The organism is Phaeobacter sp. JH204B, assembly GCF_048055755.1.
GTDB classification, from domain to species: Bacteria; Pseudomonadota; Alphaproteobacteria; order Rhodobacterales; family Rhodobacteraceae; genus Phaeobacter; species Phaeobacter bryozoorum.
This window is the reverse complement of the sequence record NZ_JAYMXF010000019.1, coordinates 80708-101626: the sequence shown is the minus strand read 5'-3', so window position 1 is coordinate 101626 and position 20919 is coordinate 80708. Positions and strand designations below refer to the sequence as shown.

Genomic DNA, 20919 nt, shown 5'->3' with positions numbered 1-20919 from the left:
TTTCCGACCGCGCTCCGGTTACATGCCAAAGCTGGCGTAGGGAATAAAACGGACGGGATCCCCCGGCTGAATCACCGCAGCGCCATCCGCCAGTTCCACCAGACCTTCGGCCCAACTCAGCGAACTGACACGGCCCGACCCTTCTGATTTGAAGACCTCGACCTGACCGTTGCGTACACGGGCGCGCAAATATTCTCGCCGTCCCGGCTTTTTGCGTTTCTCAAAGGCGGCTGGCAAATCAAACCCCTGCGGCTCAGCCCAGCTTGCCCCCGCCATCAGCCCCATCGCAGGGCGGGCAAAGATCAACGTGCAGACCATCGCGGCCACCGGATTGCCCGGCAGACCGAACACCGGCGTTCCCTGCCAAATCCCCAGCGCCAGCGGTCGGCCCGGTTTCAGGGCAATCCGCCATTGCTGCATGGCCCCGCTTTCGCGCAGCAGCGCCGACATATGATCCTCATCCCCGGCAGAGGCACCGCCACTTGTCAGGATCACATCCACCGCCTCAGCCGCAGCGTCCAGGCGACGTCGCAGCGCGGCGCGATCGTCGGCAGCTTTGCCCAGATCCACAGCGTCGAACCCCATCTTTGCCAGCAGCGCGAGCAGCATCGGGCGATTGGCATCGTAAATCTGCCCTGCCGCAGCCGTCTCACCCGGCTCGACCAGTTCATCTCCGGTCGACAGCACACCCACCCTCAGCAGTTGCCGCACCGGTAGCTCAGACAATCCCGTGGCGGAGGCCAGCGCCAGATCCGCAGGGTTCACCACGCGACCCTTGGTCAGGATCCGATCGCCGACGGCGGCATCTTCGCCAGCCCGGCGAGTATTGGCGCCCAGTTTAAGTGGTCCGTGAAAAGCAATCTGCGCACCATCGCAGGTTACGTCCTCTTCAAGAATGACGGTATCAACCCCCGTAGGCAACGCCGCCCCTGTCAGAATGCGAATGGCCTGCCCGGGAGCAACCTCGCCTTCATGGGCCAGCCCCGCCGCCGCACGCCCCTCGCTCAGCTGCATCACCTGCGGCCCCTCTCCGGCGGGACCCGCAAACCCGTAGCCATCCACGGCCGTGTTCGCCTGTGGCGGGTTGCTCCGCGCGGCAAAAACATCCTCAGCCAGAACCCGCCCCAAAGCCTGCCCCAATGGGAGAACCTCTGCCGCCGTCACTGCCGTGAGATTTCGCCGTAAGTGATCCAGCGCGTCATCCACCGGTGTCCAATCGACGCCTGCTGGAAGAGCAAAGCAATCATTACGCAGGGGTGGCGGGGCAAGGCTCATATCTGGTCCACTCCCAGGATCCAGCCCTCTTCGGGCGCTGTGACGGTCAATAACTGGTCCAACTCTGCCATGTGCAGGCCCGACAATTCTAGGGACACCTTATGCACCTGCCAGGCATCCTTGATCCAGTGATCCGGCGCGGGGCCTGCCAGAAGGGTCGGCCAGATCTCCACCAGAGCCACCGGCGTGTCCAGGGATTCAAACGGCCAGACAGCGACCTGCCCGGCAAAACGCTTTCGCAGGCGTGACAGAACCGGCAGGCCCATCATCACCTGGCTGCCCACGGCACCTGCCCCGGCCATCTGCCAGCAGGTAAAGCTGCCCTTGGCCCGATGCTCAACCGCGCGGCGGTCCGGGAACGGGTTGCGATAGCGGTCCTTGCGACGCGGCAAACCGTCGATGTCGCGGGCTAGCCCATTGGCCCAGAATGGCCCTTGCCCACCAAAGCGGCGATTGATCGCCCCCGCCAGATCAAAGCGGTTGTTAGACTTTGGCGCATCCTCAATATGTGTCTCAAACCAGTCCCACAGGCCAAGAGGATCATCCGAACCCGTGATTGCCTCGCAAAACCCCGCCGGATAGCCAAAGGGGAAATCAAACCCAAGCATCAGGCGGCGCCCGGCGGCCAGTTCTGCCTCGACCAGCTCGGTGAGCCACAGCTCCGCCAGCTGCCGATTGCGCAGATATACCGGTTCATCCGCTGATCCATCGCGGCTGACGCTGGCCCAGATGGCATCCTTGCAAGGGCTTGGCCCACGGTCGTTGCCGCCAGACCAATCCACCATGGCAAAGCTCTGCCATCCGCTCAAAGGGAAATCTCCCCGGCGATGAAATCGGCAATCGCCACCGTGTCGTCCAGATCGAAAACCGGCCTGTCCAGATGCAGCGGAATGTCACTGGCAACGGCACGAATGGACCGGTCTTCAGGCGCGATGAGCGGCTGGCCCGCCGCTGTGCGATAGGCCTCTATCTTCGGATGCACCTCGCGTTTGAACCCCTCGACCAGCACCAGATCCACAGGCCGCAGACGGGCCAGCAGCTCGGTAAAGCTGGGTTCGGCCATGCCACGCAGCTCCTGCATGATCGCCACCCGATTGGGCGAGGCAAGGATCACCTCGGCGGCGCCCGCCATCCGGTGGCGATGGCTGTCAGTACCGGGTTGATCCACATCAGTGCTGTGGTGGGCATGTTTCAAGGTCGACACGGTAAGACCACGTCTGCAGAACTCAGCCACCAACCGCTCCATCAGCCCGGTCTTGCCACAGTTCTTCCAGCCGGTGACGCCATATATTTTCATCGCAGCAAGGCCTCTGCCCGGGCCAGGTCCTCAGGCGTATTGACGTTGAAAAACGGATCAAACGGATCCGCCTCAAACAGGGCCTCCTGGCCGCCGTGACGGTCTGTCCACAAAACCACCTTGCGCAGGCCGCCCTCCAGCGCCGCGCGCAGGTCATCGCGCAGGGCAACAGGCCAAAGACCAAAGGTCGGATGCCGGTTCACCCGGCCGCCGCCACCGGATTTCAGATGTTCCTCGCCGGACTTTGGCGTTGTAGCCAGCACCAGCGGATGTTGCTGCCCGGCGGCGCTCCCCTTTAGCCGCTGAACCAGATCCTTGGGGAAGAACGGGGTGTCGGCAGCCACCGTGACAATGCTCTCGGCTCCCTGCGCTGCCGCCCAGTCCAACCCGGCAAGCACCCCCGCCAGAGGACCTGCGAAGCCGTCGATACTGTCGGCGATCACCGGCAACGCAAGATCGGCAAAGCGCGCAGGATCACCATTGGCATTCAGCGCGATACGCTCGACCTGCGGCGACAGACGGTCGATCACATGGGAAATCAGACTGCGTCCCCCAATCCGTAAGCGTCCCTTGTCACCGCCACCCATCCTTGTGGCCAACCCGCCAGCAAGGATGATGCCCAATGGTTTGCTTTGTCTCACGACATCTCCTCTCTGCGCCTGATGCCACATCGTCTGCGGACCATATCGCGGGCGGTCTGCGCCTAGTGGTCCGCACTCTTGCGCCGATGCGCTTTTGCCTCAACCGGCACCTTTGCCGGATCCACATCCCGGATCAGCCGATCCTCTCCCGACAGGCAGATAAACCGCTGCCCCCGCATCCGCCCGATCAAAGTGAGACCCAGCTCCTGTGCGATCTCCACCCCCCATGCGGTAAAGCCGGATCTAGACACCAGCACCGGAATCCCCATCATCGCGGTTTTGATCACCATCTCCGAGGTGAGTCGCCCGGTGGTATAGAGGATTTTGTCGGAGACCTCCGCGCCGGTGCTCTGGATCCAGCCGGCGATCTTGTCCACCGCATTGTGCCGCCCCACGTCCTCCATATAGACCAATGGGCGATCTTCTTGGCACAGAACCGTGCCATGAATGGCGCCAGCCTCAAGATAGAGCGAGGGGGTGCGGTTGATCTTATGCGCCAACGCATAAAGCCAGGAGCTGCGCACCGCTGTCTGCGGCAAGCTCACCCCTTCCAGCCCCTCCATCATGTCACCAAACACAGTGCCCACCGCACAGCCTGACGTGCGGGTCTTCTTTTGCAGCTTGTCTTCGTATGAGGTCTCAACTGCTGTCCTTACGACCACGGTATCCAGCTCTTCATCGTAATCGATGGCGGTGACCTCATCACCGGGATTCAACATCCCCTGATTGCGCAGAAACCCCAGCGCCAGATATTCGGGGTAATCGCCAATGGTCATGGCGGTGACGATTTCCTGACGGTTGAGGTAAATCGTCAGCGGCCGTTCCTCCACGACAGAGATCTCCGTCGCGGTCCCCGTGTGATCAAACCCCTGAACCACCCGTGTCAGCCGTGCATCGTTCGGCGCAGGTGCAATCACATATTCAGCCAGTATCGACGCCAGGTCGGAGCTGTTCTCAACCATCATCAATTGCAAACCTCCGCCAGCAGGCCTATGCCGTTTCAGCAATAACCTAGGACCTGATCATGGCAATCACCACCACGAAATCGGCCTTTTGGAAGGGGTTTCGCGATGGCGCGCCTTTCCTTCTGGTGTCCGGACCATTTGGGCTGCTGTTTGGCGTTCTTGCTGCCGAAGCGGGACTGATTGTCCCTGAGGCCATGATCTTCTCCCTGTCGGTCTTTGCCGGTTCGGCCCAGTTTACAGCGCTGCAACTGATGCAAGAAAACACGCCGGTTCTGATCATCCTGATTTCAGCGCTTGCGGTGAACCTGCGGGTGGCGATGTATTCGGCATCACTGACGCCGTACCTCGGCGGCGCTCCGTTGTGGCAACGCGCCTGTGCGGCCTATCTCACTGTCGACCAATCCTATGCGCTCTCGATCGTGCAGTTCGAAACCCATCCGCAGATGACCCTATCACAACGCATGGCCTATTTCTTCGGCACAAATGGATGCGTTGCCCCCGGTTGGATGCTCGCAACCTATATCGGGGCGTTGGTCGGCACCCAGATCCCGGCCAGCTGGGGCCTCGACTTTGTCCTGCCGCTGGCGTTCCTGGCCATGATCGGCCCAATGCTGCGCACACCGGCCCATGTCATTGCCTGTTTCGCCGCTGTCGCCACCGCGCTGCCGGCCACCGCGCTGCCCTACAATCTTGGCCTGATTGTTGCCGGTCTTATCGGCATGATGGCTGGCGCCCAGGCCGAGCTCTGGCTGGAGCGCCGCAGCATTGCAAAGGATCCGTCATGACCCAGCCCCCCGATCCGACGTTGCTATGGACGATCATCATCGGCCTTGCCATTGGCAGCTTCGCCCTGCGCTTTGCCTTTATCGGGCTGATGGGCGGCAGGACCATGCCCGTTTGGCTGATGCGCCATCTGCGCTATACTGCGGTGGCGATCATTCCTGCGCTGGTGGCGCCGCTGGTGGTCTGGCCGACGCCGACCGGTGGCACCCCCAGCCTGCCCCATCTCGCCGTCGCCGCGGCGGTCTTCGCGCTCGGGTACTGGACACGCAATGTCCTGATCGCCATGGGCAGCGGTGCTGTTGGCTTCCTGCTCCTCTTTCTGTTGGCAGGCTGATCCATCCCGACAAACAGACAAAAGCCGCAGACGATGCTGCGGCTTTTCCCATCTATAGCTGTGCCTGAACGTGGCAGCATCACCCGCCTGCGTTCAACGCCGCATTGTTCTTTGCCAGCCCCTCTTGCAAGTCTGCGCTGTCGTTTTCACGGTAGCGTTCAGTCGTCACCCCCGGCAGGGCGCCAAATTGTTCCGAGAGATTGCCAGGGTAGAAAGTCACATCCAGCGTCTCAAACCCAGGTACCTGCTTCAGGATCGAGGCTGTGGCATTGGCACAGAACGCGCCCGGAACCCGACCGTTTGCCCGTACCAGCTGATAGGCGCGCTGCGCCTGCTCGGGCGTCACTTCGATCCGCTGCACCACCACATGATGGGTGCTGCGCGCATGTGATCCGCGATAGGCTTTCTCCACCCCCGGCGTGATGCCAAAGAGCACATCATCCCGCTCCGGCACCACATCGGCATAGAATGACCCGGCAGGATCAAAGATCACCCGTTCCGAGGCATTGATCATCAGCGAGGTATGCGCGCCCTGCCCGGTACGATTGTTGATCATCGTATAAAGCGTCAGCGCAGGCGGACCATTATGCCGATAGGCAACCCGTTCCAGCGTGGCGTCATCCGCGTTGGGCTGCTGCTGGGCGGCACAGGCCGACAGCAGCGCCACACCGGCGCACACAAGCGCAAGCCTTAGCCCGCTCGCAAGGTGCCGGGCGCCACAACGCCCGCTCAGATCAGAACCATTCACGAGGGTGATCAGGTTGCAAAAATCGCGAGGAACACTGCAAAGAGCAGCGCTGCGATGCAGAACCGTGTCGTGAACTTGATGAAGCCGTTGTAGGTCTTTTCCTGAACGGTGATATCCATCGAACCGTGCTTATGGTCAGCCATGTGTCCATTCCTATTCGCGTCTGTTTTCCGCTGAATACTGGATTTCACAGACCCTGTCACCACGTCAATCGGGCGCAGCCAGGGCAAATCACCGGGCAATTCACTGGCCAAACACCGCTTGGCAGTGACCATAGCCGTAGCCCCAGCGCCAGCTCAGCCCGCTGCAAGGCGCGCCACCGAATCGCACCGCAGCATATATGGCGGTTGCGACCGGTGCGGCGATGGCCGCTGTTGGGGACTCCCGGCTGCTGAGTTGCGTCTCTACACAGCGGCGCAGAGCCTGATCCGCGGCCAGTCTTGCCTGCTGGCTGGCGGTGGCCAGATCTTCGTCGCGACCATCAAGGATTCGGCCAGATGATCCGATCCCGTCGGCATCGTGATAGAGCAGGTCATGAGCCACGCAACAGGCCTCAAACGGCGGACCGTCGGCTGTCTCTTCCCTGCCACTGAACTGGCGCCAGATCGCAGACAACCCACCGCTACAGCCATCGGTGGCAAAGGGCGCTGGCCTGCCACCTGCTGCCGCGACTTCCTGCATGAGGCCGCGATGAGCTGCACGCTCCAACATTGCCCAATAGCCCGCCGCAACCGCGTCTTCGGCGGCCGCAACGCTGCTGAGCGCGCCGAACAGAAGTGTGGCAACACCCCCAGCGCAACAGGCTGCCCGAACGTCAGGTCTCAGCCGGATCACTCTCAAGGTCGGACACCAAACGAAAACCGATCCGGTTGGCAGGTGCCGCCTCATTCCGCTTCGGCAAGGCCCGCAACATCACGTTGAGCTGGCTGACGTGTTGGACCAGCTGCGTGCGCGCGCCGCTGGAATCGCTGCCGTAATAGGTGATGATATCGGGGTCGAAGTAGCCCATACCCTCGATCCGCATCACACCGGCATCGCCGCCGGCAAACCCCATCGCGACCTCATGCTCGCTATCCAGCTGCTCCTCGAAGTTCTTGATATAAAGGATCAACCGTTCATAGGCCCAGCGTGCGGCGCTTTTCTCGGCAACGGATTTTTGCAACGGCATCTGCACTTTTTCGATACCGGTGCAGGCGTCGGGATCCGCGTGGACCTCGTGAACGCAGGGCAGAACGGCCGCCTCTGCCGCCTCGGCGCTGGTTGCGATCTCATCGGTCATGATCTCTCCCTTTCCAGGGGTCGATCACCCCTTGCGCTGGTAAAGCCAAGCCCCGTCCGCACGACGGCTGCGGTCAACCTGACCCAGATGGTACAGATGATTTAAATGGGCCACCGTCTCGACCAAAGCAAGGCCATATTCCCCGGAGCCGATCTTGCGTTTGAACAGCGGCGCAAAACATTCGGCCGCGCTGCGCGGTTCGTCGAGATGCTCAAGAAGCCGCGCCAGCGCCCCGTGATGGTTGTCGATCAACTGCGCCATCCGATGCGGCAGACCGCGAAATGGCAACTTATGCCCGCCCAAAGCCAGCTGATCACCCCGTGTTAGCGGTGCCAGACGTTCACAGGCCTCCAGCCATTCAGCCACGGGATCCGCCATCGGCTCGGTCGCATAGACGCCAATATTGGGACTGATCGAGGACAGGATCTGGTCGCCGGTGATCACCAGATTGTCATCGCGGCTCCAGAAGGTTGCGTGCTCTGGCGAGTGACCATTACCCATGTGGACGTCCCAGTTGCGCCCGCCCATGCGAAACACGTCGCCCTGTTTGATCCGGGTAAAGCCCAGCGGCATCGGATAGACCGTATCGGCGAAATTGAACGGCCGCTCCGCCAGCCGTGCGTCATAGATCGCGGGATCCATGCCCGAGCTGCGGTAAAACGCCAGCGTTTCCTCAGGCCAGCTTTCCTGCACGTCCAGCGTCAGCATTCGAGCAAACAGCCAGGCCGTTCGCGTGGTCACCAGCTCAGCCCCATGCTCAGACTGGAACCAGCCGGCATTGCCGATGTGATCGGGGTGATGATGCGTGACCACCACGCGCCGGATCGGCTTGCCCTCCAGCGGCCCCGCCATCAGCCGCTCCCAGATGCGGCGGGTCTTGTTTGAGGACATGCCGGTATCGACGATGGTCCAGCCATCGCCATCATCCAGCGCATAGACGTTCACATGATCCAACTTCATCGGCAGCGGCAGCCGCATCCAGAGGACGCCTTCCGCCACCTCGATCGCCTCACCCTCGGCAGGCGGCGTGTTCCATGGACCGTCGGGTCGCGGGCTGGTCATCCGTCAGCCAATTCATCCAGCGTCAGAGCGCGCGCGCCGTCCGCACCCGCCTGCGCATGAGCCAAGAGCGCGGCGTGTTCCGGCAACATCCGGTTGATATAGAACCGCGCCAGCTTTTCGCGCGGGCCACCGATGTCGGCCATCGCAGCCGCCAGGTGGTAATGCCCGCCAAGAACCCGCGCAAAAGCATGCAGATAGGGAACCGCTCCTGCGAAACGCTCATCCATGTCGCTCTGTGCGGTCAACCACTCGGTCGCTTCGCGCAGGGATTCACAGGCCTGCCAGACGGCCTCGGCCATATTCGGATGAGTGGTTCGGGCGCGCTCGGCCTGCTCCTCGATCTCGTCGATCAGACGGTTGGCCATGTCGCCGCCGTCCATCATCTTGCGCCCAACCAGATCCATCGCCTGAATGCCGTTGGTGCCTTCGTAGATCGCCGTCACCCGCACATCGCGATAAAACTGCGCTGCACCGGTTTCCTCAATGAACCCCATACCGCCATGCACCTGCACACCGGTTTCCGAAACACGCATCCCGGTTTCCGTGCCAAAGGTCTTGGCGATTGGCGTCAGAAACGCGGCCCGCGCGGCCCACTCCTGTGCGCCGGTTGCGGTCTGCATGTCGATGGCCTGCGAACAGGCCAGCAGGATCGCGCGCGCTGCAAAGAGATCGGCCTTCATTTCCATCAGCATCCGGCGCACATCCGCATGGTCCACGATGGTGCCGGAGGCGGATTTGCCCTGCTTGCGCTCCAGCGCGTAGGCCAGCGCCTTTTGATAGGCCGCACCAGCAACACCGACGCCCTGACCACCAACGCCCAGCCGGGCATTGTTCATCATGGTGAACATTGCTGCCAGACCGCCCCCCGGTTTGCCGACCGTCCAGCCGATTGCGCCGTCATATTGCATGACGCAGGTCGGCGAACCGTGCAGGCCCATCTTATGCTCAAGGCTCACCACCTTCAGCGTGTTGGCCTTGCCGGGGTTACCCTCGGCGTCCGGCAGGTACTTGGGGACGAGGAACAGCGAAATCCCCTTGGTTCCGGGTGCCGCATCAGGCAGGCGGGCCAGAACCAGATGGCAGATATTGCCCGCAAAATCATTGTCGCCCCAGGAGATATAGATCTTCTGACCGCTGATCGCATAGGTGCCGTCGTCCAGAGGCTCTGCCTTGGAGCTAAGCGCCCCCACATCCGATCCGGCCTGCGGCTCGGTCAGGTTCATGGTGCCCGACCATTCCCCCGAAATCAGCTTGGGCAGGTAGAGCGACTTCAGCTCATCGCTGGCGTGATGTTCCAACGCCTCGATCTGACCCTGGCTCATCAGCGGGGCCAGTTGCAGCGACAGGCAGGCGCCCGACATCATCTCATTGACCGCGGTGGTCAGGGTCGTCGGCAGCCCCATGCCGCCAAATTCCTCTGCCGCGCTCATCCCAATCCAGCCGCCTTCGGAAATCGCCTGCCAGCCTTCGGCATAACCGGGAGAGCTGCGCAGCACCCCGTTCTCCAGACGCGCCGGTTGCAGATCGCCGCCACGATTCAAGGGGGCCATAACTTCATCGCAGAACTTCCCCGCCTCGGTCAGGATCGCCGCAACCACATCATCGCTGGCCTCGCCAAAGCGCTCGGTAGCGGCGATTTCATGAAAACCGATGATATGTTCGAGAAGAAACTGATACTCGGGAACCGGGGCACGGAAGGTCATGTCTGGCCTCTTTCAGAGAGCTGGTTGGGGCAGCCTTGGCATCATTGCCCCAAACCTTTATGTTGAATGTCTTGTCCGATTACCTAACCGGGCCCTTTAATCAAGCAACCAAAACGCCGCGTCACCAGCCATGTCCAGTCCCACAACCCGCCTCCTGACCGCGCAACCACAGGAGATCAGCACAGCTGCGGACCTGTTGAAAGAGGGCCGGCTGGTCGCATTTCCAACCGAAACCGTCTACGGGCTCGGGGCTGATGCGCGCCAGACCGACGCGGTTGAGGCCCTCTATGCCGCCAAGGGCCGCCCCAGTTTCAACCCGCTGATTGCCCACGTCCACGCGGTGGAGACCGCCCAGCGCTATGTGGTCTGGTCCGACACCGCCAGCAAACTCGCCGAGGCCTTCTGGCCGGGCCCGCTGACGCTGGTCCTGCCGCTACGTGAGGACCACGGTATCTCGCCTCTGGTCACTGCCGGGCTGACCACCCTCGGCATCCGTATCCCGGCCCATCCTGCGGCCCGGGCGCTTTTGTCGGTTCTGGATGGCCCGGTGGCGGCCCCCTCCGCAAACCCATCGGGCCGGATCAGCCCGACAACCGCCGCCCATGTCATCGCCGGACTGGACGGCCGCATCGCGGCCGTGGTCGATGACGGTCCCTGCGGCGTCGGCGTGGAATCCACCATTGTCGGCCTTGCAACCGGCACGCCATTGCTGCTGCGTCCCGGCGGGCTGGCCGCCGAGGAAATCGAGGCCGTTCTGGGACACCCGCTGCAGCAGCGCGATGTCGGCGATCCACTGACCGCTCCGGGGCAGCTGCTGTCGCACTACGCCCCGCGCGCCAGCGTCAGGCTGAACGTCACAAACCCAGCAGAGGGCGAGCTCTATCTCGGATTTGGCAAAATGGACTGTGATCTCAACCTCTCGGCCAGCGGCGATCTGCGCGAGGCTGCGGCGCAGCTGTTTGGACATCTTCACCAGCTTGACGCCAAGGCCCGCCCTATCGCTGTCGCCCCAATCCCGGAAATCGGGCTGGGTGTCGCCATCAACGACCGGCTGCGCCGCGCCGCCGCGCCACGCTAGCAGCCTGCTCAGGGCATCGTAAGCCGCCGGTCACGCGTGACCGGCGCTGGTGGACAGAGTCAGCGGATCGACGCCGAGGGAGCGCAGCGCCGCCTCCCATTTGGCGAAATCGTCCAGCTCGAACACCACCTCCGGCGTTGCTGTTGCGGTCAGCCAGCCATTATTGGCAATCTCGGCCTCAAGCTGCCCCGGCCCCCAGCCGGCGTAGCCAAGCATGACCATCACCTGCTCAGGTCCCCGCCCCATCGCGATATCTTCGAGCACGTCAACGGTCGCGGTCATCGAAAACGCCTCGGAAACCCGCAGCGAACTGACGTTGGATTTGTACTCCGGTGAATGCAGGACAAAGCCGCGCTGCGTCTCGACCGGCCCGCCAAACCGCACCGGTAGCGCGGCCTCTTCTGCACTGCGCGGAGTAATATCCAGCTGTTCCAACAGGTTGGACAAATCAACGCCGGTGGCCGGTTTATTCACGATCAAGCCCATCGCACCATCGTCCTCATGCGAGCATAGCAAGATCAGCGAATGCTCGAACCTCGGGTCACCGATGCCGGGCATCGCAATCAGCAGTTCGCCGGTAAGATCCATATGAATCTGTCGTCCTTTTTTCAAATCGCCGCCACCCGTGACCGGGCAACCTGCCTGCCCTGTCACAATGGCCACCCGCAGGCAGAGGTTCAAGACCAACCCGTGCCTTAGCCAATGCTCAACGCCGTTGACCGGAACGTGACTTGGCTTTTCTTGCTGGAATGCGCATGTAAATGGGCATGGTTATGTTCTCCCTTCTCTCGGCGCTTGCGACGCCCCTGACGGCCCGCACCACGACGGCCAAGACCTTGGCGAAATGCCTCTGCGCACCGCTGGCGCTGTCGTTTCTGGCCCTGCCTGCTACGGCCCCCGCCGAGCAGATGTCCGATATTGTCCGTATCGAGGTGCTGGACGGCGGCACCACGCGACGCGGCACCCATATGGGAGCGTTGCGGCTGACGCTTTCCGAAGGCTGGAAAACCTACTGGCGCGCGCCCGGCGATGCCGGCATTCCGCCCCGCTTCAGCTGGCAAGGCTCGCGCAATGTCGGGGCCGTCGCAATCCGCTGGCCCACGCCCGAAGTGTTCCTCACCTCAGGATTTCGCACCATCGGCTATCATGACCAGCTGGTGCTTCCGGTCGAGATCACCCCGGCCAAACCCGGGCAGCCGCTGCGGCTGAAGGGCCGCATGGAGCTCGGCATCTGCAAGGATGTCTGCATACCCTCGGAACTGCGTTTCGATCAGGCGCTGAAACCGGACAGCCCGCGCAACCCGGCAATTGTCGCAGCACTGGCTGACCGTCCCTGGTCCGCAAAGGAGGCAGGGGTGCAGGCCGCGACCTGTGCGCTGTCCCCCAGCCGCTATGGGATGGAGCTGGTTGCCCGGATCACCATGCCCAGCGCAGGCGGTGAGGAGGTCGTGGTTGTCGAACCCGGCGTCCCCTCGCTGGTCACAACCGAAACGACGACCAGCCGACAGGGCCACAAGCTGACGGCGAAAACCGAAATCATCTCCGCCGATGGCGGTCCCTTCGCTGTGGATCGCTCGCAGATGCGTATCACCGTACTTGGGCAGAACCGGGCGGTAGACATTCAGGGCTGCACCCGGCACTAACAAGGGATCATCTGCCCGACCGGATCCAGCCATGCCCGCCAATCCCGCCTCCGACGAAGCCCCTCGCCGCCCGGTCCTGGGGGCCTTGGCCGTGGTCTGCCATCCCCGACAGGATGGTGATCAGGTGATCCTCATCCAGCGCAGATCGCCGCCAAATGCAGGTTGGTGGGGCTTTCCCGGCGGCCATGTCGAACTCGGCGAGACCGCGATGCAGGCTGCCGCCCGCGAACTGCTGGAAGAAACCGGCGTCATCGCCAGCCCCCGCGAAGTGCTGACCCATATCGACGTCATGCTGCGGGATGACGCGGGTGAGGTGCAGCGGCAATATCTTCTCGTCGCCGTGCTCTGCGACTACGTCTCAGGCCAGCCCGCCCCAAATGATGACGCCCTGCAGGCACAATGGGTGCAGGTCTCCGATCTGACCACTGGCTTCGACCAGTCTCCTGACAGGATGCTGATTGACCAGGTGGCGGAGGTCGCCGCCCTCGCCCAGCAACAGCGCCGCCGGATGACGGGTTAGCCTTGGGACTCCCGCTCACACTGCATCCATAAAGCCCGGGTCGACGCTCAGAACTGTTGCGCGCTCAGACCCTGGCGCGGCGTGCGCCCACCGCGCGGGCGCAGAGGTAGCCAAACAGGCTCAGAAGCGCAGCACCAACGATGAACAGCAGCGTGGCTGCCCGCACCGGATCCATCGCCGCCAGCACCGGCACAAACGTTCGCAGCAGCGGATGCAGTAGCCCAACCGCCATCGCATAGCCAAGTGTTACCGCGAGCCACAGCAGCTGCGCCGCTCCCAGCCCCAGCGTCAGCCAGCGCAGTTCGCCCGCCCGCGATGTCAGCCCGCGCCGCAGCGCCGCAAAGGGGCGCGCCACATCGGCCTGAACCGCGATCAGGGCCGGTACCACCAGCAGCACCAGGAACATCCCGAAACCAAGACCATAGACCAGCGTAATCACGGTCGGCTTCAGAAACTGCGCCTGCTGCGAACCCTCGTACATCAAGGGCGCCAGCCCCAGCACCGTTGTCAGCGTCGTCAGCATCACCGGCCGCAGCCGGTCAGCGGCCCCGTCAATGATCGACGGTATTAAGCCACGTTCCTGCGCATATTCATCGATCGTGGTCACCAACACGATCGAATCGTTGATAATGATGCCGGTCATTCCCAACAGCCCCACCACCGTGAACATCGACAGCGGCACGTCCCACAGGTAGTGGCCCCAGATCGTGCCAACCAGACCAAAGGGAATAATCGCCATCACCACCAAGGGCCGCGTCCAGCTGGCGAATATCCACGACAGCACCAGATAGATACCGGTCAGGCAGAGTATAAGTCCGGTTCGCGCGTCATTCAGGAACTCGTTCTCCTGTTCGCTCAACCCGGCGAGCTGCCAATCGACCTGCCGTTCGCTGGCGATGCTCGGCAGGATTTCCTCTTCCAGCGCGGTTGCTATGGCCTGAGCTCTGGCCGGATCGTCCTCGGAGATATCGCCCGTGACACTGATCACGCGTACCCCGTTTTCCCGCCGCACTGTCGAAAAACCGGTGCGCTGGCTGACAGAGACGATATCCGCAAGCGGCAGATAGACACCCGCCGGGCTACGCATCAGCGTGCGCTCCAGGAAATCGGCCGTCAGCTCGTCCTTCGGCAGTTCCACCCGGATCGTGGCACTACGCGGGCCCTCCGGGTAGGTTGCCGCCTCGATCCCATTGAGCCGCGCACGCAGCGCCCGGCCAAGCGTCTCAACCGTGAACGCCAGCGCGCGCCCCTGCGGCGTCAGCTCCAGCACCAGCTCTTCCTTGTCATAGGCAAGATTGTCCTCAACAGCGGAGACCTCAGGATAGCGCAGCAGTGCCGTTTTCAGATCCTCCGATGCGCCTTTCAGAACCTCGACCGCCGCACCGCTGAACTGCACATTCAGCGCATCCCCACCCGGGCCGGACCGCCAACCACGGAAAGACAGCGTCTCCGTCATCGGATGACGGCGCACCCTCTCCTGGATCTCCGCAACAAAGGCAAAGCTGGAATAGGGCCGCAGATCCGCATCAATCAGCTCAATCGAAATCCCGCCCAAAAGATCACTATCCTTGGCATCGACACCGGCCAGACCGCGCCCGGCGTTGCCGCCGATCTCAGCCATGACAAATTCGATGGGGTTGCGGCCATAGCGGTCCTCATACTCCGCACCCAGCTCATCCACCGCACGCTGCATCTCGCGCATCATCGCCAGCGTATCGGCCCGCGTCGCACCTTCGGCCATCGCGAAATTACCGGTGACCGAGCCACGCTCCGGCGCATTGAAGAACCGCCATTTGACATCGCCGCCGATGAACAGCGCCAGTTGACTGGCCAGGATCACCAAAGCCCCCGCGAGCACTACGTAGCGTCCGCGTACGACCAGCGCCATCAGCGGTCGGAACAGGCCATCGCGCAGCCTGCGAAACCCGCGATTGACCACCCGGCTCGGCAGATCATACCAATGTTCCTTGGCGCTATGGGCCAGGGCATGGGCCAGGTGATTGGGCAGGATCAGGAAACACTCGATCAGTGACCCCGCAAGTACGGCAATCACCGTCAGGGGGATATCGCGGATCAGCTCGCCGAACCGCCCGCCAATCGACACCAATCCGAAAAATGCGATCACCGTGGTCAATGTGGCCGCGAAAACCGGCATGGCCATGCGGCGCGCGGCGTTCTCTGCCGCCGCAACCGGGTGCTCGCCCAGACGCCGCGCACGGAAATCGGCATGTTCACCCACCACGATCGCATCATCCACCACAATGCCCAGCGTGATGATCAGGCCAAACAGGCTGATCATATTGATCGTCAGACCAGCCATATACATGAAGGCCACTGCGGCAAACATCGCCGCCGGGATCCCTGCCGCGACCCAGAAGGCAATGCGTGCGTTCAGAAACAGGAACAGCAATGCCAACACCAGACCCAGACCCATCAGCCCGTTGTCCAGCAGGATATCCAGACGACCGGTGATCGCCTCGGCCCGGGTTCGGATCAGACTGGCGCTGACACCGTCCGGCAGGCTGGCCTGCAAAGCCTCAACCACCCCTTCGACCTGATGCTGAATCTTAATCGCATCGCCCTGATCCGACCGGTCCACCCGGATCGACATCGCCGGATCGTCGCCGACGAAATAAGAACGATTGCGATCCACACCCTCCACACGGATTGTGGCGACATCTCCCACGGTCAGCGCGGACCCATCGGGGTTGGTACGCAGCACGATGCCTGCCAATTCCTCCGGGCTGCGCTTTTCGCTGCCGGTGCGGATCCGGGCATTTGCGCCACTCACATCGCCCGCGGGATTGGCATCAACCTCTGCGGCGATTGCGGCGGCGATATCCGTCATCGCGATATCGTGGGCAATCAGACTGGCCGAGGGCACCTCGACCATAGTCTGCGGTGCGGCGATGCCACGGATCGTGGTTCGCGTCACCCCGACCTCGAACAGGCGCGCGATCAGCTCATCCGCAAACAGCCCCAGCTGGCGCGGCGCGATCGGGCCTGTGATCACCACATCCGTGACTCTGTCACGCCAGGCCCCGCGAAGCACGCTGGGCTCCTCTGCCTCCTCCGGCAGGGTGGTGACGCCATCGACGGCGGTTTGCACGTCATCGGCAGCCCGCGCCATGTCCCAACCGGGTTCGAATTCCAAGGAGATGCTGGCCCAGCCTTCGCGCGACGTCGCGCTTGAACTTTCGACCCCATCAACCGCCAGCAGCGCCGGCTCCAGCGCCTGCACGATCGCACTGTCGATATCTTCCGGGCCAGCCCCCTCCCATTCGATTCCCACCGACACCTGGTCCACGATCACATCGGGAAAGAACTGCGCCCGCATATTGGGGATCGCCGCCGCACCCAGCACCAGGAGCAGGACCAGCAGCAGGTTCGACAAGGTCCGGTGGCGAGTGAAATAACTCAGAACACCGCCAGCCGATCGGGGGAGATTGCGCAGCATCGTCGCTACCCTCCCATCCGCGTTTCGATCCGGTTGATCAGCCCAGCGGGCACCTTGGCCGCAGCCAGCTGTTCCAGCATCCGCGCCTTCACCGCCTGCGGCATCCTGCTGTTGCCTTCGACCATGGCGACGAGCTTGGCTCGACGATCCTCGGTCAGCTCAACCAGATCCGCCTCCGCGGCGGCGCTATCCCCTGCGCCGCTGGCCTCCGCCCCCTGACGGAGCGGGCGCACCTTGATCCCCGCCCCCAGCAGCGGCGTGCGCCCGGTGACGACGTCGCGGCCTTCCAGACCTGCGCCGCGCAGCAGCACGTCATCACCCTGGCGACGCACCAGCGTTACAGGAAGCGCCTCAAGGCGGTCGTCCTCCCCCAGCACCAGAACCGTCCCATCCGCCCCCAGCGCCGAGGCCGGCAGCCGCGCCACCTCTGCCAGCTCCGGTTCCTGCACGTGAACGGTGACAAAATCGCCGGGCTTGAAGCCAAGTGCCGGATCAAGCCGCGCGTAGATCAACCGCCCTGCCAGCCCTTCGCCTGCATCACCGCTGACCCGCACCGCAACACCCGTTGCCTTCAATGCGGCGCCGGTGGCATCCAGCGTGACCTCAACCGGGGCCGCAAGCAGCTGCCCATCGGCATCCAGCAGACGGGCGTATTGAACCGTCGACACCCGGAACGCCACATCCAGCTGCGCCGGATCCACCAGATCGGCCAGCTTTTCATTGGCCGAAACCAACCGCCCTTCCACCAGGTTCACCGATTGCAGCGTCCCGTCAAACGCGGCGGTGATCCTGGTGTCGGCCAGATTGCGGCGGGCATCCTCAAGTGCGATCTCGGCCCGCGCCAGTCGCGTGACGCTTTGATCAATGCGGGCCTCGGCCAGCGACACCGCCTGCCTGCGAGAAATCACCGCCTGCCGGGCCTGTGCCGCCGCCAGTTCCACCACCTCAACCGTTGCCGCCGATCCGACGCCCCGCGTTTCCAGGTTGCGCTGCCGCTCCAGCGCGCGCGTGCGCAGCTCTGCCTGATCCTCGGCAGCGGCCAGTTCGTCCTGCGCCAGCGCCAGCCCGCGCCGGGCCTCTCGGGTCTCGGCCTCTGCGTCCAGCATGTCCGCCTCTGCGCGTCGCAGGGCGGCCTGCGCATCTGCCGGGTCGATCTGCACCAGAAGCGCCCCGGCCTTCACGTCACCGCCATCCTCGAAACCCGGCGCCAGCTTGACCACCCGACCGGCAGCCGCCGTACGCAGCTCCAGCCTGCGGCGGCTCTCGATCCGGCCAAAGGCGGTCAGCCGCGGCTGCACCGTACCCAGCTCAGCCCGCTCGACATTCACCGCAAACACCCGTTCACGATCCGGCGGCGCGCCACGTTCGTCCGCCATACGGGTCTGAATGGCAGACACCACCATCTGCACCGCCAGAAGCAGCAGCGCCGCTGTCAGCGCCGCAAGAAAGACCCCAATCACCGTTTGCCGCAAAAAGCGCATTCTTTATCCTTCAATCGGCTAAACGAACCGGCCACACCACCACCGCAGCGTTCAAAATGAACACCTTAAGCCGCAAGAATACCAGTTTGTACAAACAATACGAGGTTACACGCAGTCACGGATCAATTCCGTCTCACTTGCGACGCAAATGTTCGTCAAGCCGCGGCATGATTTCCACAAAATTGCAGGGACGATGCCGGTAATCCAGCTGCTTCACCAGAATTTCATCCCAGGCATCCTTGCAGGCGCCCGGGCTTCCGGGCAGCGCAAAGAGATAGGTGCCGCCAGCGACGCCGCCAGTGGCCCTTGATTGCACCGCTGATGTGCCGATCTTCTGCATGGATATGATGGTGAAAACCGTGCCAAAGGCATCGATTTCCTTTTCATAGACATCCCGGTGTGCCTCGACCGTGACATCGCGGCCGGTCAGCCCGGTGCCGCCGGTCGATATCACCAGATCGACCTCTGGGTCGGCGATCCAGTCACGCAGCTGGCCTGCGATCTCGGCCCGCTCGTCCGGCAGGATCTTGCGATCGGCCAGCACATGCCCCGCCGCCTCCAGCCGATCCACAAGAACCTGACCGGAACGATCCTCTGCCAGCGACCGGCTGTCCGAGACCGTCAGCACTGCAATGCGAACGGGAATAAAATTCTTGCTGTCGTCGAGTTGTGCCATGTTTCCGGCCCCCATCTGAAATATCAGCTGCCTTGGGTAGCGCCCGTTTCCGGCCCGCCCCGTTAGTGGTTGCGTATCACCCGGCGGTCAGCCGCGTCTTCACCTCAAGCAGGTCCGCCCAGGCGGCGCGTTTCTGCACCGGCTGACGCAGCAGATAGGCCGGGTGAAACATCGGCATCACCGGTTTGCCCTGCGCCTCATGCCAAGTGCCACGCATCCGGGTGATACCGCGTTTTCCGAGCAGGGCATCACAGCTGATATTGCCCATGGCAATCAGGATATCCGGCTGCACAAGGGCAATGTGGCGCTCCAAAAACGGAGTCATCATGGCGATTTCCGCAGGCAGCGGATCCCGGTTCTGCGGCGGTCGCCACGGTAACACATTGGCAATATAAACGCTGTCCTCACGCGACAGGCCAATGGCTGCCAGCATCCGGTCCAGCAGCTGCCCGGCGCGGCCCACAAAAGGCTTTCCGGCCATATCCTCATCCCGACCGGGGGCTTCGCCAACCACCATCACGCGGGCACCGGGGTGGCCATCAGCAAACACCAGGTTACGCGCGCCCTTTTTCAGCTCGCAATGTTCAAACTGATCCAGCGCATCGCGCAGCGCCGCCAGCGAACCAGCGGCCCCTGCCATCTGTCGCGCCACCTCAACCGGGTCGATTTCGAGAGGTTTGATCGGCGCGGCATCCGCAGTCGTCGCAGCCGCCTTGGGCAGCCGCGCCTGCAGCTCATAGCGATTAACCGGCGCATCGCCGATTGCATCGGTCGCCCCCAGTTCAATCTGCCACGCCAAGAGCGCCCGCGCGCTGTGATAATCCAATGCCGATTCCATGGCCCCAAGCTACTCTGCTCGGGAGCCAAGCAAAACACCTGACTTCACCGCAGCCTTCACCCCGGCCCAGAACACGCCCCGGCTGTCTTGCCGGACGCCACAGCCCTGCTATAAGAGCGCCAAACAGCACGGAGCCAGCCCATGCCCAATGCCCCCACGTCGATTGATCCGATGTCCTTCAACCAACGGCATCTTCTGGGTATTGAGCCGCTGAAGCCGCATGAAATAACCGCCATCCTGGATCTGGCCGACAGCTATGCCGAGCTGAACCGACGCCCTGACAAACACGCCGATGCGCTGTCCGGGCTGACCCAGGTCAACATGTTCTTTGAGAACTCCACCCGCACTCAGGCCAGTTTTGAAATCGCAGGCAAACGGCTGGGGGCAGATGTCATGAACATGGCGATGCAGGCCAGCTCGATCAAAAAGGGCGAGACCCTGATCGACACCGCGATGACACTGAACGCGATGCACCCCGATCTGCTGGTTGTGCGCCACCCGCACTCAGGTGCCGTGGATCTTCTGGCGCAAAAGGTGAACTGCGCCGTGCTCAACGCGGGCGACGGGCGGCATGAGCACCCTACACAGGCGCTGCTGGATGCGCTGACCATCCGCCGTGCAAAAGGGCGCCTGCACCGTCTGAACATTGCGATCTGTGGCGACGTCGCGCATTCCCGGGTAGCCCGCTCCAATCTGATCCTTCTGGGCAAGATGGAAAACCGCATCCGGCTGATCGGCCCGCCGACCCTGGTGCCCGACCATTTCGCAGAGTTCGGTGCCGAAATCTACGACGACATGCGCGAAGGGCTGAAAGACGTGGATGTGGTCATGATGCTGCGCCTGCAAAGGGAGCGGATGGACGGTGGCTTTATCCCCTCCGAACGCGAGTATTACCACCGCTACGGGCTGGATGCCGAGAAGCTGGCGCTGGCCAAACCCGACGCCATCGTGATGCACCCCGGCCCGATGAACCGGGGCGTTGAAATCGACGGTACGCTGGCGGACGATATCAATCGTTCGGTCATTCAGGAGCAGGTCGAAATGGGTGTGGCCGTTCGCATGGCGGTGATGGATCTTCTGGCCCGCAATCTGCGCGCCAGCCGTCAGACTGCCATGGCGCAACCGGGCGTGGTCTGATC

General features: G+C 62.9%; 22 protein-coding genes. 6 read left to right on the top strand and 16 right to left on the bottom strand.

The genetic code is table 11. The annotated features are described in order from the left end of the window. Positions 1-18: 18 nt before the first annotated feature. From glp to VXL81_RS10755, 5 genes are read right to left on the bottom strand one after another with little or no spacing between them, the layout of a single operon-like run. On the bottom strand, positions 19-1275 hold the full coding sequence (gene glp, locus VXL81_RS10775; protein WP_416554199.1) for a gephyrin-like molybdotransferase Glp: 1257 nt from the start codon (positions 1273-1275) through the stop codon (positions 19-21). Further along, positions 1272-2084 (bottom strand): molybdopterin guanine dinucleotide synthesis, encoded by an 813-nt coding sequence (locus VXL81_RS10770; protein ID WP_416554197.1) that lies wholly within the window; start codon positions 2082-2084, stop codon positions 1272-1274. The genes glp and VXL81_RS10770 overlap by 4 nt, the downstream gene beginning before the upstream one ends. Further along, on the bottom strand, positions 2081-2572 hold the full coding sequence (mobB, locus tag VXL81_RS10765; protein WP_340544247.1) for a molybdopterin-guanine dinucleotide biosynthesis protein B: 492 nt from the start codon (positions 2570-2572) through the stop codon (positions 2081-2083). Before mobB ends, VXL81_RS10770 begins: the two co-directional genes overlap by 4 nt. Next, positions 2569-3243: a molybdenum cofactor guanylyltransferase MobA gene (gene mobA, locus VXL81_RS10760; RefSeq protein ID WP_416554195.1), complete on the bottom strand. Its 675-nt coding sequence runs from the start codon at positions 3241-3243 to the stop codon at positions 2569-2571. The genes mobB and mobA overlap by 4 nt, the downstream gene beginning before the upstream one ends. Positions 3244-3275: 32 nt before the next feature. Continuing rightward, positions 3276-4178, bottom strand: coding sequence for a formate dehydrogenase accessory sulfurtransferase FdhD (locus VXL81_RS10755; protein ID WP_340544245.1), 903 nt, complete (start codon positions 4176-4178; stop codon positions 3276-3278). Between the two features lie 59 nt (positions 4179-4237). Between VXL81_RS10755 and VXL81_RS10750 the strand changes: the two genes are divergently transcribed. Both VXL81_RS10750 and VXL81_RS10745 read left to right on the top strand, forming a co-directional pair. Beyond that, positions 4238-4963, top strand: coding sequence for an AzlC family ABC transporter permease (locus VXL81_RS10750; protein WP_340544243.1), 726 nt, complete (start codon positions 4238-4240; stop codon positions 4961-4963). Further along, positions 4960-5295, top strand: coding sequence for an AzlD domain-containing protein (locus tag VXL81_RS10745; RefSeq protein WP_340544242.1), 336 nt, complete (start codon positions 4960-4962; stop codon positions 5293-5295). Before VXL81_RS10750 ends, VXL81_RS10745 begins: the two co-directional genes overlap by 4 nt. A gap of 79 nt (positions 5296-5374) precedes the next feature. On the opposite strand, the gene VXL81_RS10740 is transcribed toward VXL81_RS10745, so the two are convergent. From VXL81_RS10740 to VXL81_RS10715, 6 genes are all read right to left on the bottom strand, one after another. Beyond that, positions 5375-6043, bottom strand: coding sequence for a hypothetical protein (locus tag VXL81_RS10740; RefSeq protein ID WP_416536420.1), 669 nt, complete (start codon positions 6041-6043; stop codon positions 5375-5377). An 8-nt stretch (positions 6044-6051) separates the two neighbouring features. Next, positions 6052-6186 carry an aa3-type cytochrome c oxidase subunit IV gene (locus VXL81_RS10735; protein ID WP_340544239.1) on the bottom strand — a complete coding sequence of 45 codons (135 nt, stop codon included), beginning with the start codon at positions 6184-6186 and terminating at the stop codon, positions 6052-6054. A 100-nt stretch (positions 6187-6286) separates the two neighbouring features. Beyond that, on the bottom strand, positions 6287-6754 hold the full coding sequence (locus VXL81_RS10730; RefSeq protein ID WP_416554193.1) for a hypothetical protein: 468 nt from the start codon (positions 6752-6754) through the stop codon (positions 6287-6289). 103 nt (positions 6755-6857) lie between these two features. Beyond that, on the bottom strand, positions 6858-7322 hold the full coding sequence (locus VXL81_RS10725) for a DUF6173 family protein (RefSeq protein WP_340544237.1): 465 nt from the start codon (positions 7320-7322) through the stop codon (positions 6858-6860). A 24-nt stretch (positions 7323-7346) separates the two neighbouring features. Beyond that, positions 7347-8384 (bottom strand): MBL fold metallo-hydrolase, encoded by a 1038-nt coding sequence (locus tag VXL81_RS10720; RefSeq protein WP_416554191.1) that lies wholly within the window; start codon positions 8382-8384, stop codon positions 7347-7349. Then, entirely contained in the window at positions 8381-10087 is a 1707-nt protein-coding gene (locus tag VXL81_RS10715) for an acyl-CoA dehydrogenase (RefSeq protein ID WP_416554188.1), read from the bottom strand. The genes VXL81_RS10720 and VXL81_RS10715 overlap by 4 nt, the downstream gene beginning before the upstream one ends. 130 nt (positions 10088-10217) lie before the next feature. Between VXL81_RS10715 and VXL81_RS10710 the strand changes: the two genes are divergently transcribed. Continuing rightward, complete coding sequence (locus tag VXL81_RS10710; protein ID WP_416554186.1) at positions 10218-11165, top strand: L-threonylcarbamoyladenylate synthase; 948 nt, start codon at positions 10218-10220, stop codon at positions 11163-11165. Positions 11166-11195: 30 nt separating this feature from the next. Here VXL81_RS10710 and VXL81_RS10705 read toward each other — a convergent pair whose 3' ends face one another. Next, positions 11196-11753 (bottom strand): YqgE/AlgH family protein, encoded by a 558-nt coding sequence (locus VXL81_RS10705; RefSeq protein WP_340544233.1) that lies wholly within the window; start codon positions 11751-11753, stop codon positions 11196-11198. A 185-nt stretch (positions 11754-11938) separates the two neighbouring features. Between VXL81_RS10705 and VXL81_RS10700 the strand changes: the two genes are divergently transcribed. Both VXL81_RS10700 and VXL81_RS10695 read left to right on the top strand, forming a co-directional pair. Further along, positions 11939-12808: a protein-disulfide reductase DsbD domain-containing protein gene (locus VXL81_RS10700; protein WP_340544231.1), complete on the top strand. Its 870-nt coding sequence runs from the start codon at positions 11939-11941 to the stop codon at positions 12806-12808. Between the two features lie 31 nt (positions 12809-12839). Then, the gene (locus VXL81_RS10695; protein WP_340544230.1) at positions 12840-13328 is read left to right on the top strand and encodes an NUDIX hydrolase; all 489 of its coding nucleotides are present in this window, start codon (positions 12840-12842) and stop codon (positions 13326-13328) included. Positions 13329-13392: 64 nt separating this feature from the next. Here VXL81_RS10695 and VXL81_RS10690 read toward each other — a convergent pair whose 3' ends face one another. From VXL81_RS10690 to VXL81_RS10675, 4 genes are all read right to left on the bottom strand, one after another. Beyond that, positions 13393-16785 (bottom strand): efflux RND transporter permease subunit, encoded by a 3393-nt coding sequence (locus VXL81_RS10690; protein WP_416543387.1) that lies wholly within the window; start codon positions 16783-16785, stop codon positions 13393-13395. Between the two features lie 5 nt (positions 16786-16790). Beyond that, positions 16791-18266 carry an efflux RND transporter periplasmic adaptor subunit gene (locus tag VXL81_RS10685; RefSeq protein WP_416554184.1) on the bottom strand — a complete coding sequence of 492 codons (1476 nt, stop codon included), beginning with the start codon at positions 18264-18266 and terminating at the stop codon, positions 16791-16793. 133 nt (positions 18267-18399) lie between these two features. Then, positions 18400-18942 (bottom strand): molybdenum cofactor biosynthesis protein B, encoded by a 543-nt coding sequence (gene moaB, locus VXL81_RS10680; protein ID WP_416554182.1) that lies wholly within the window; start codon positions 18940-18942, stop codon positions 18400-18402. A gap of 76 nt (positions 18943-19018) precedes the next feature. Further along, the gene (locus tag VXL81_RS10675; protein WP_416554180.1) at positions 19019-19780 is read right to left on the bottom strand and encodes a uracil-DNA glycosylase; all 762 of its coding nucleotides are present in this window, start codon (positions 19778-19780) and stop codon (positions 19019-19021) included. Between the two features lie 141 nt (positions 19781-19921). On the opposite strand from VXL81_RS10675, the gene VXL81_RS10670 reads away from it, so the two are divergent. Beyond that, the gene (locus tag VXL81_RS10670; protein ID WP_340544224.1) at positions 19922-20917 is read left to right on the top strand and encodes an aspartate carbamoyltransferase catalytic subunit; all 996 of its coding nucleotides are present in this window, start codon (positions 19922-19924) and stop codon (positions 20915-20917) included. Positions 20918-20919: the final 2 nt, after the last annotated feature.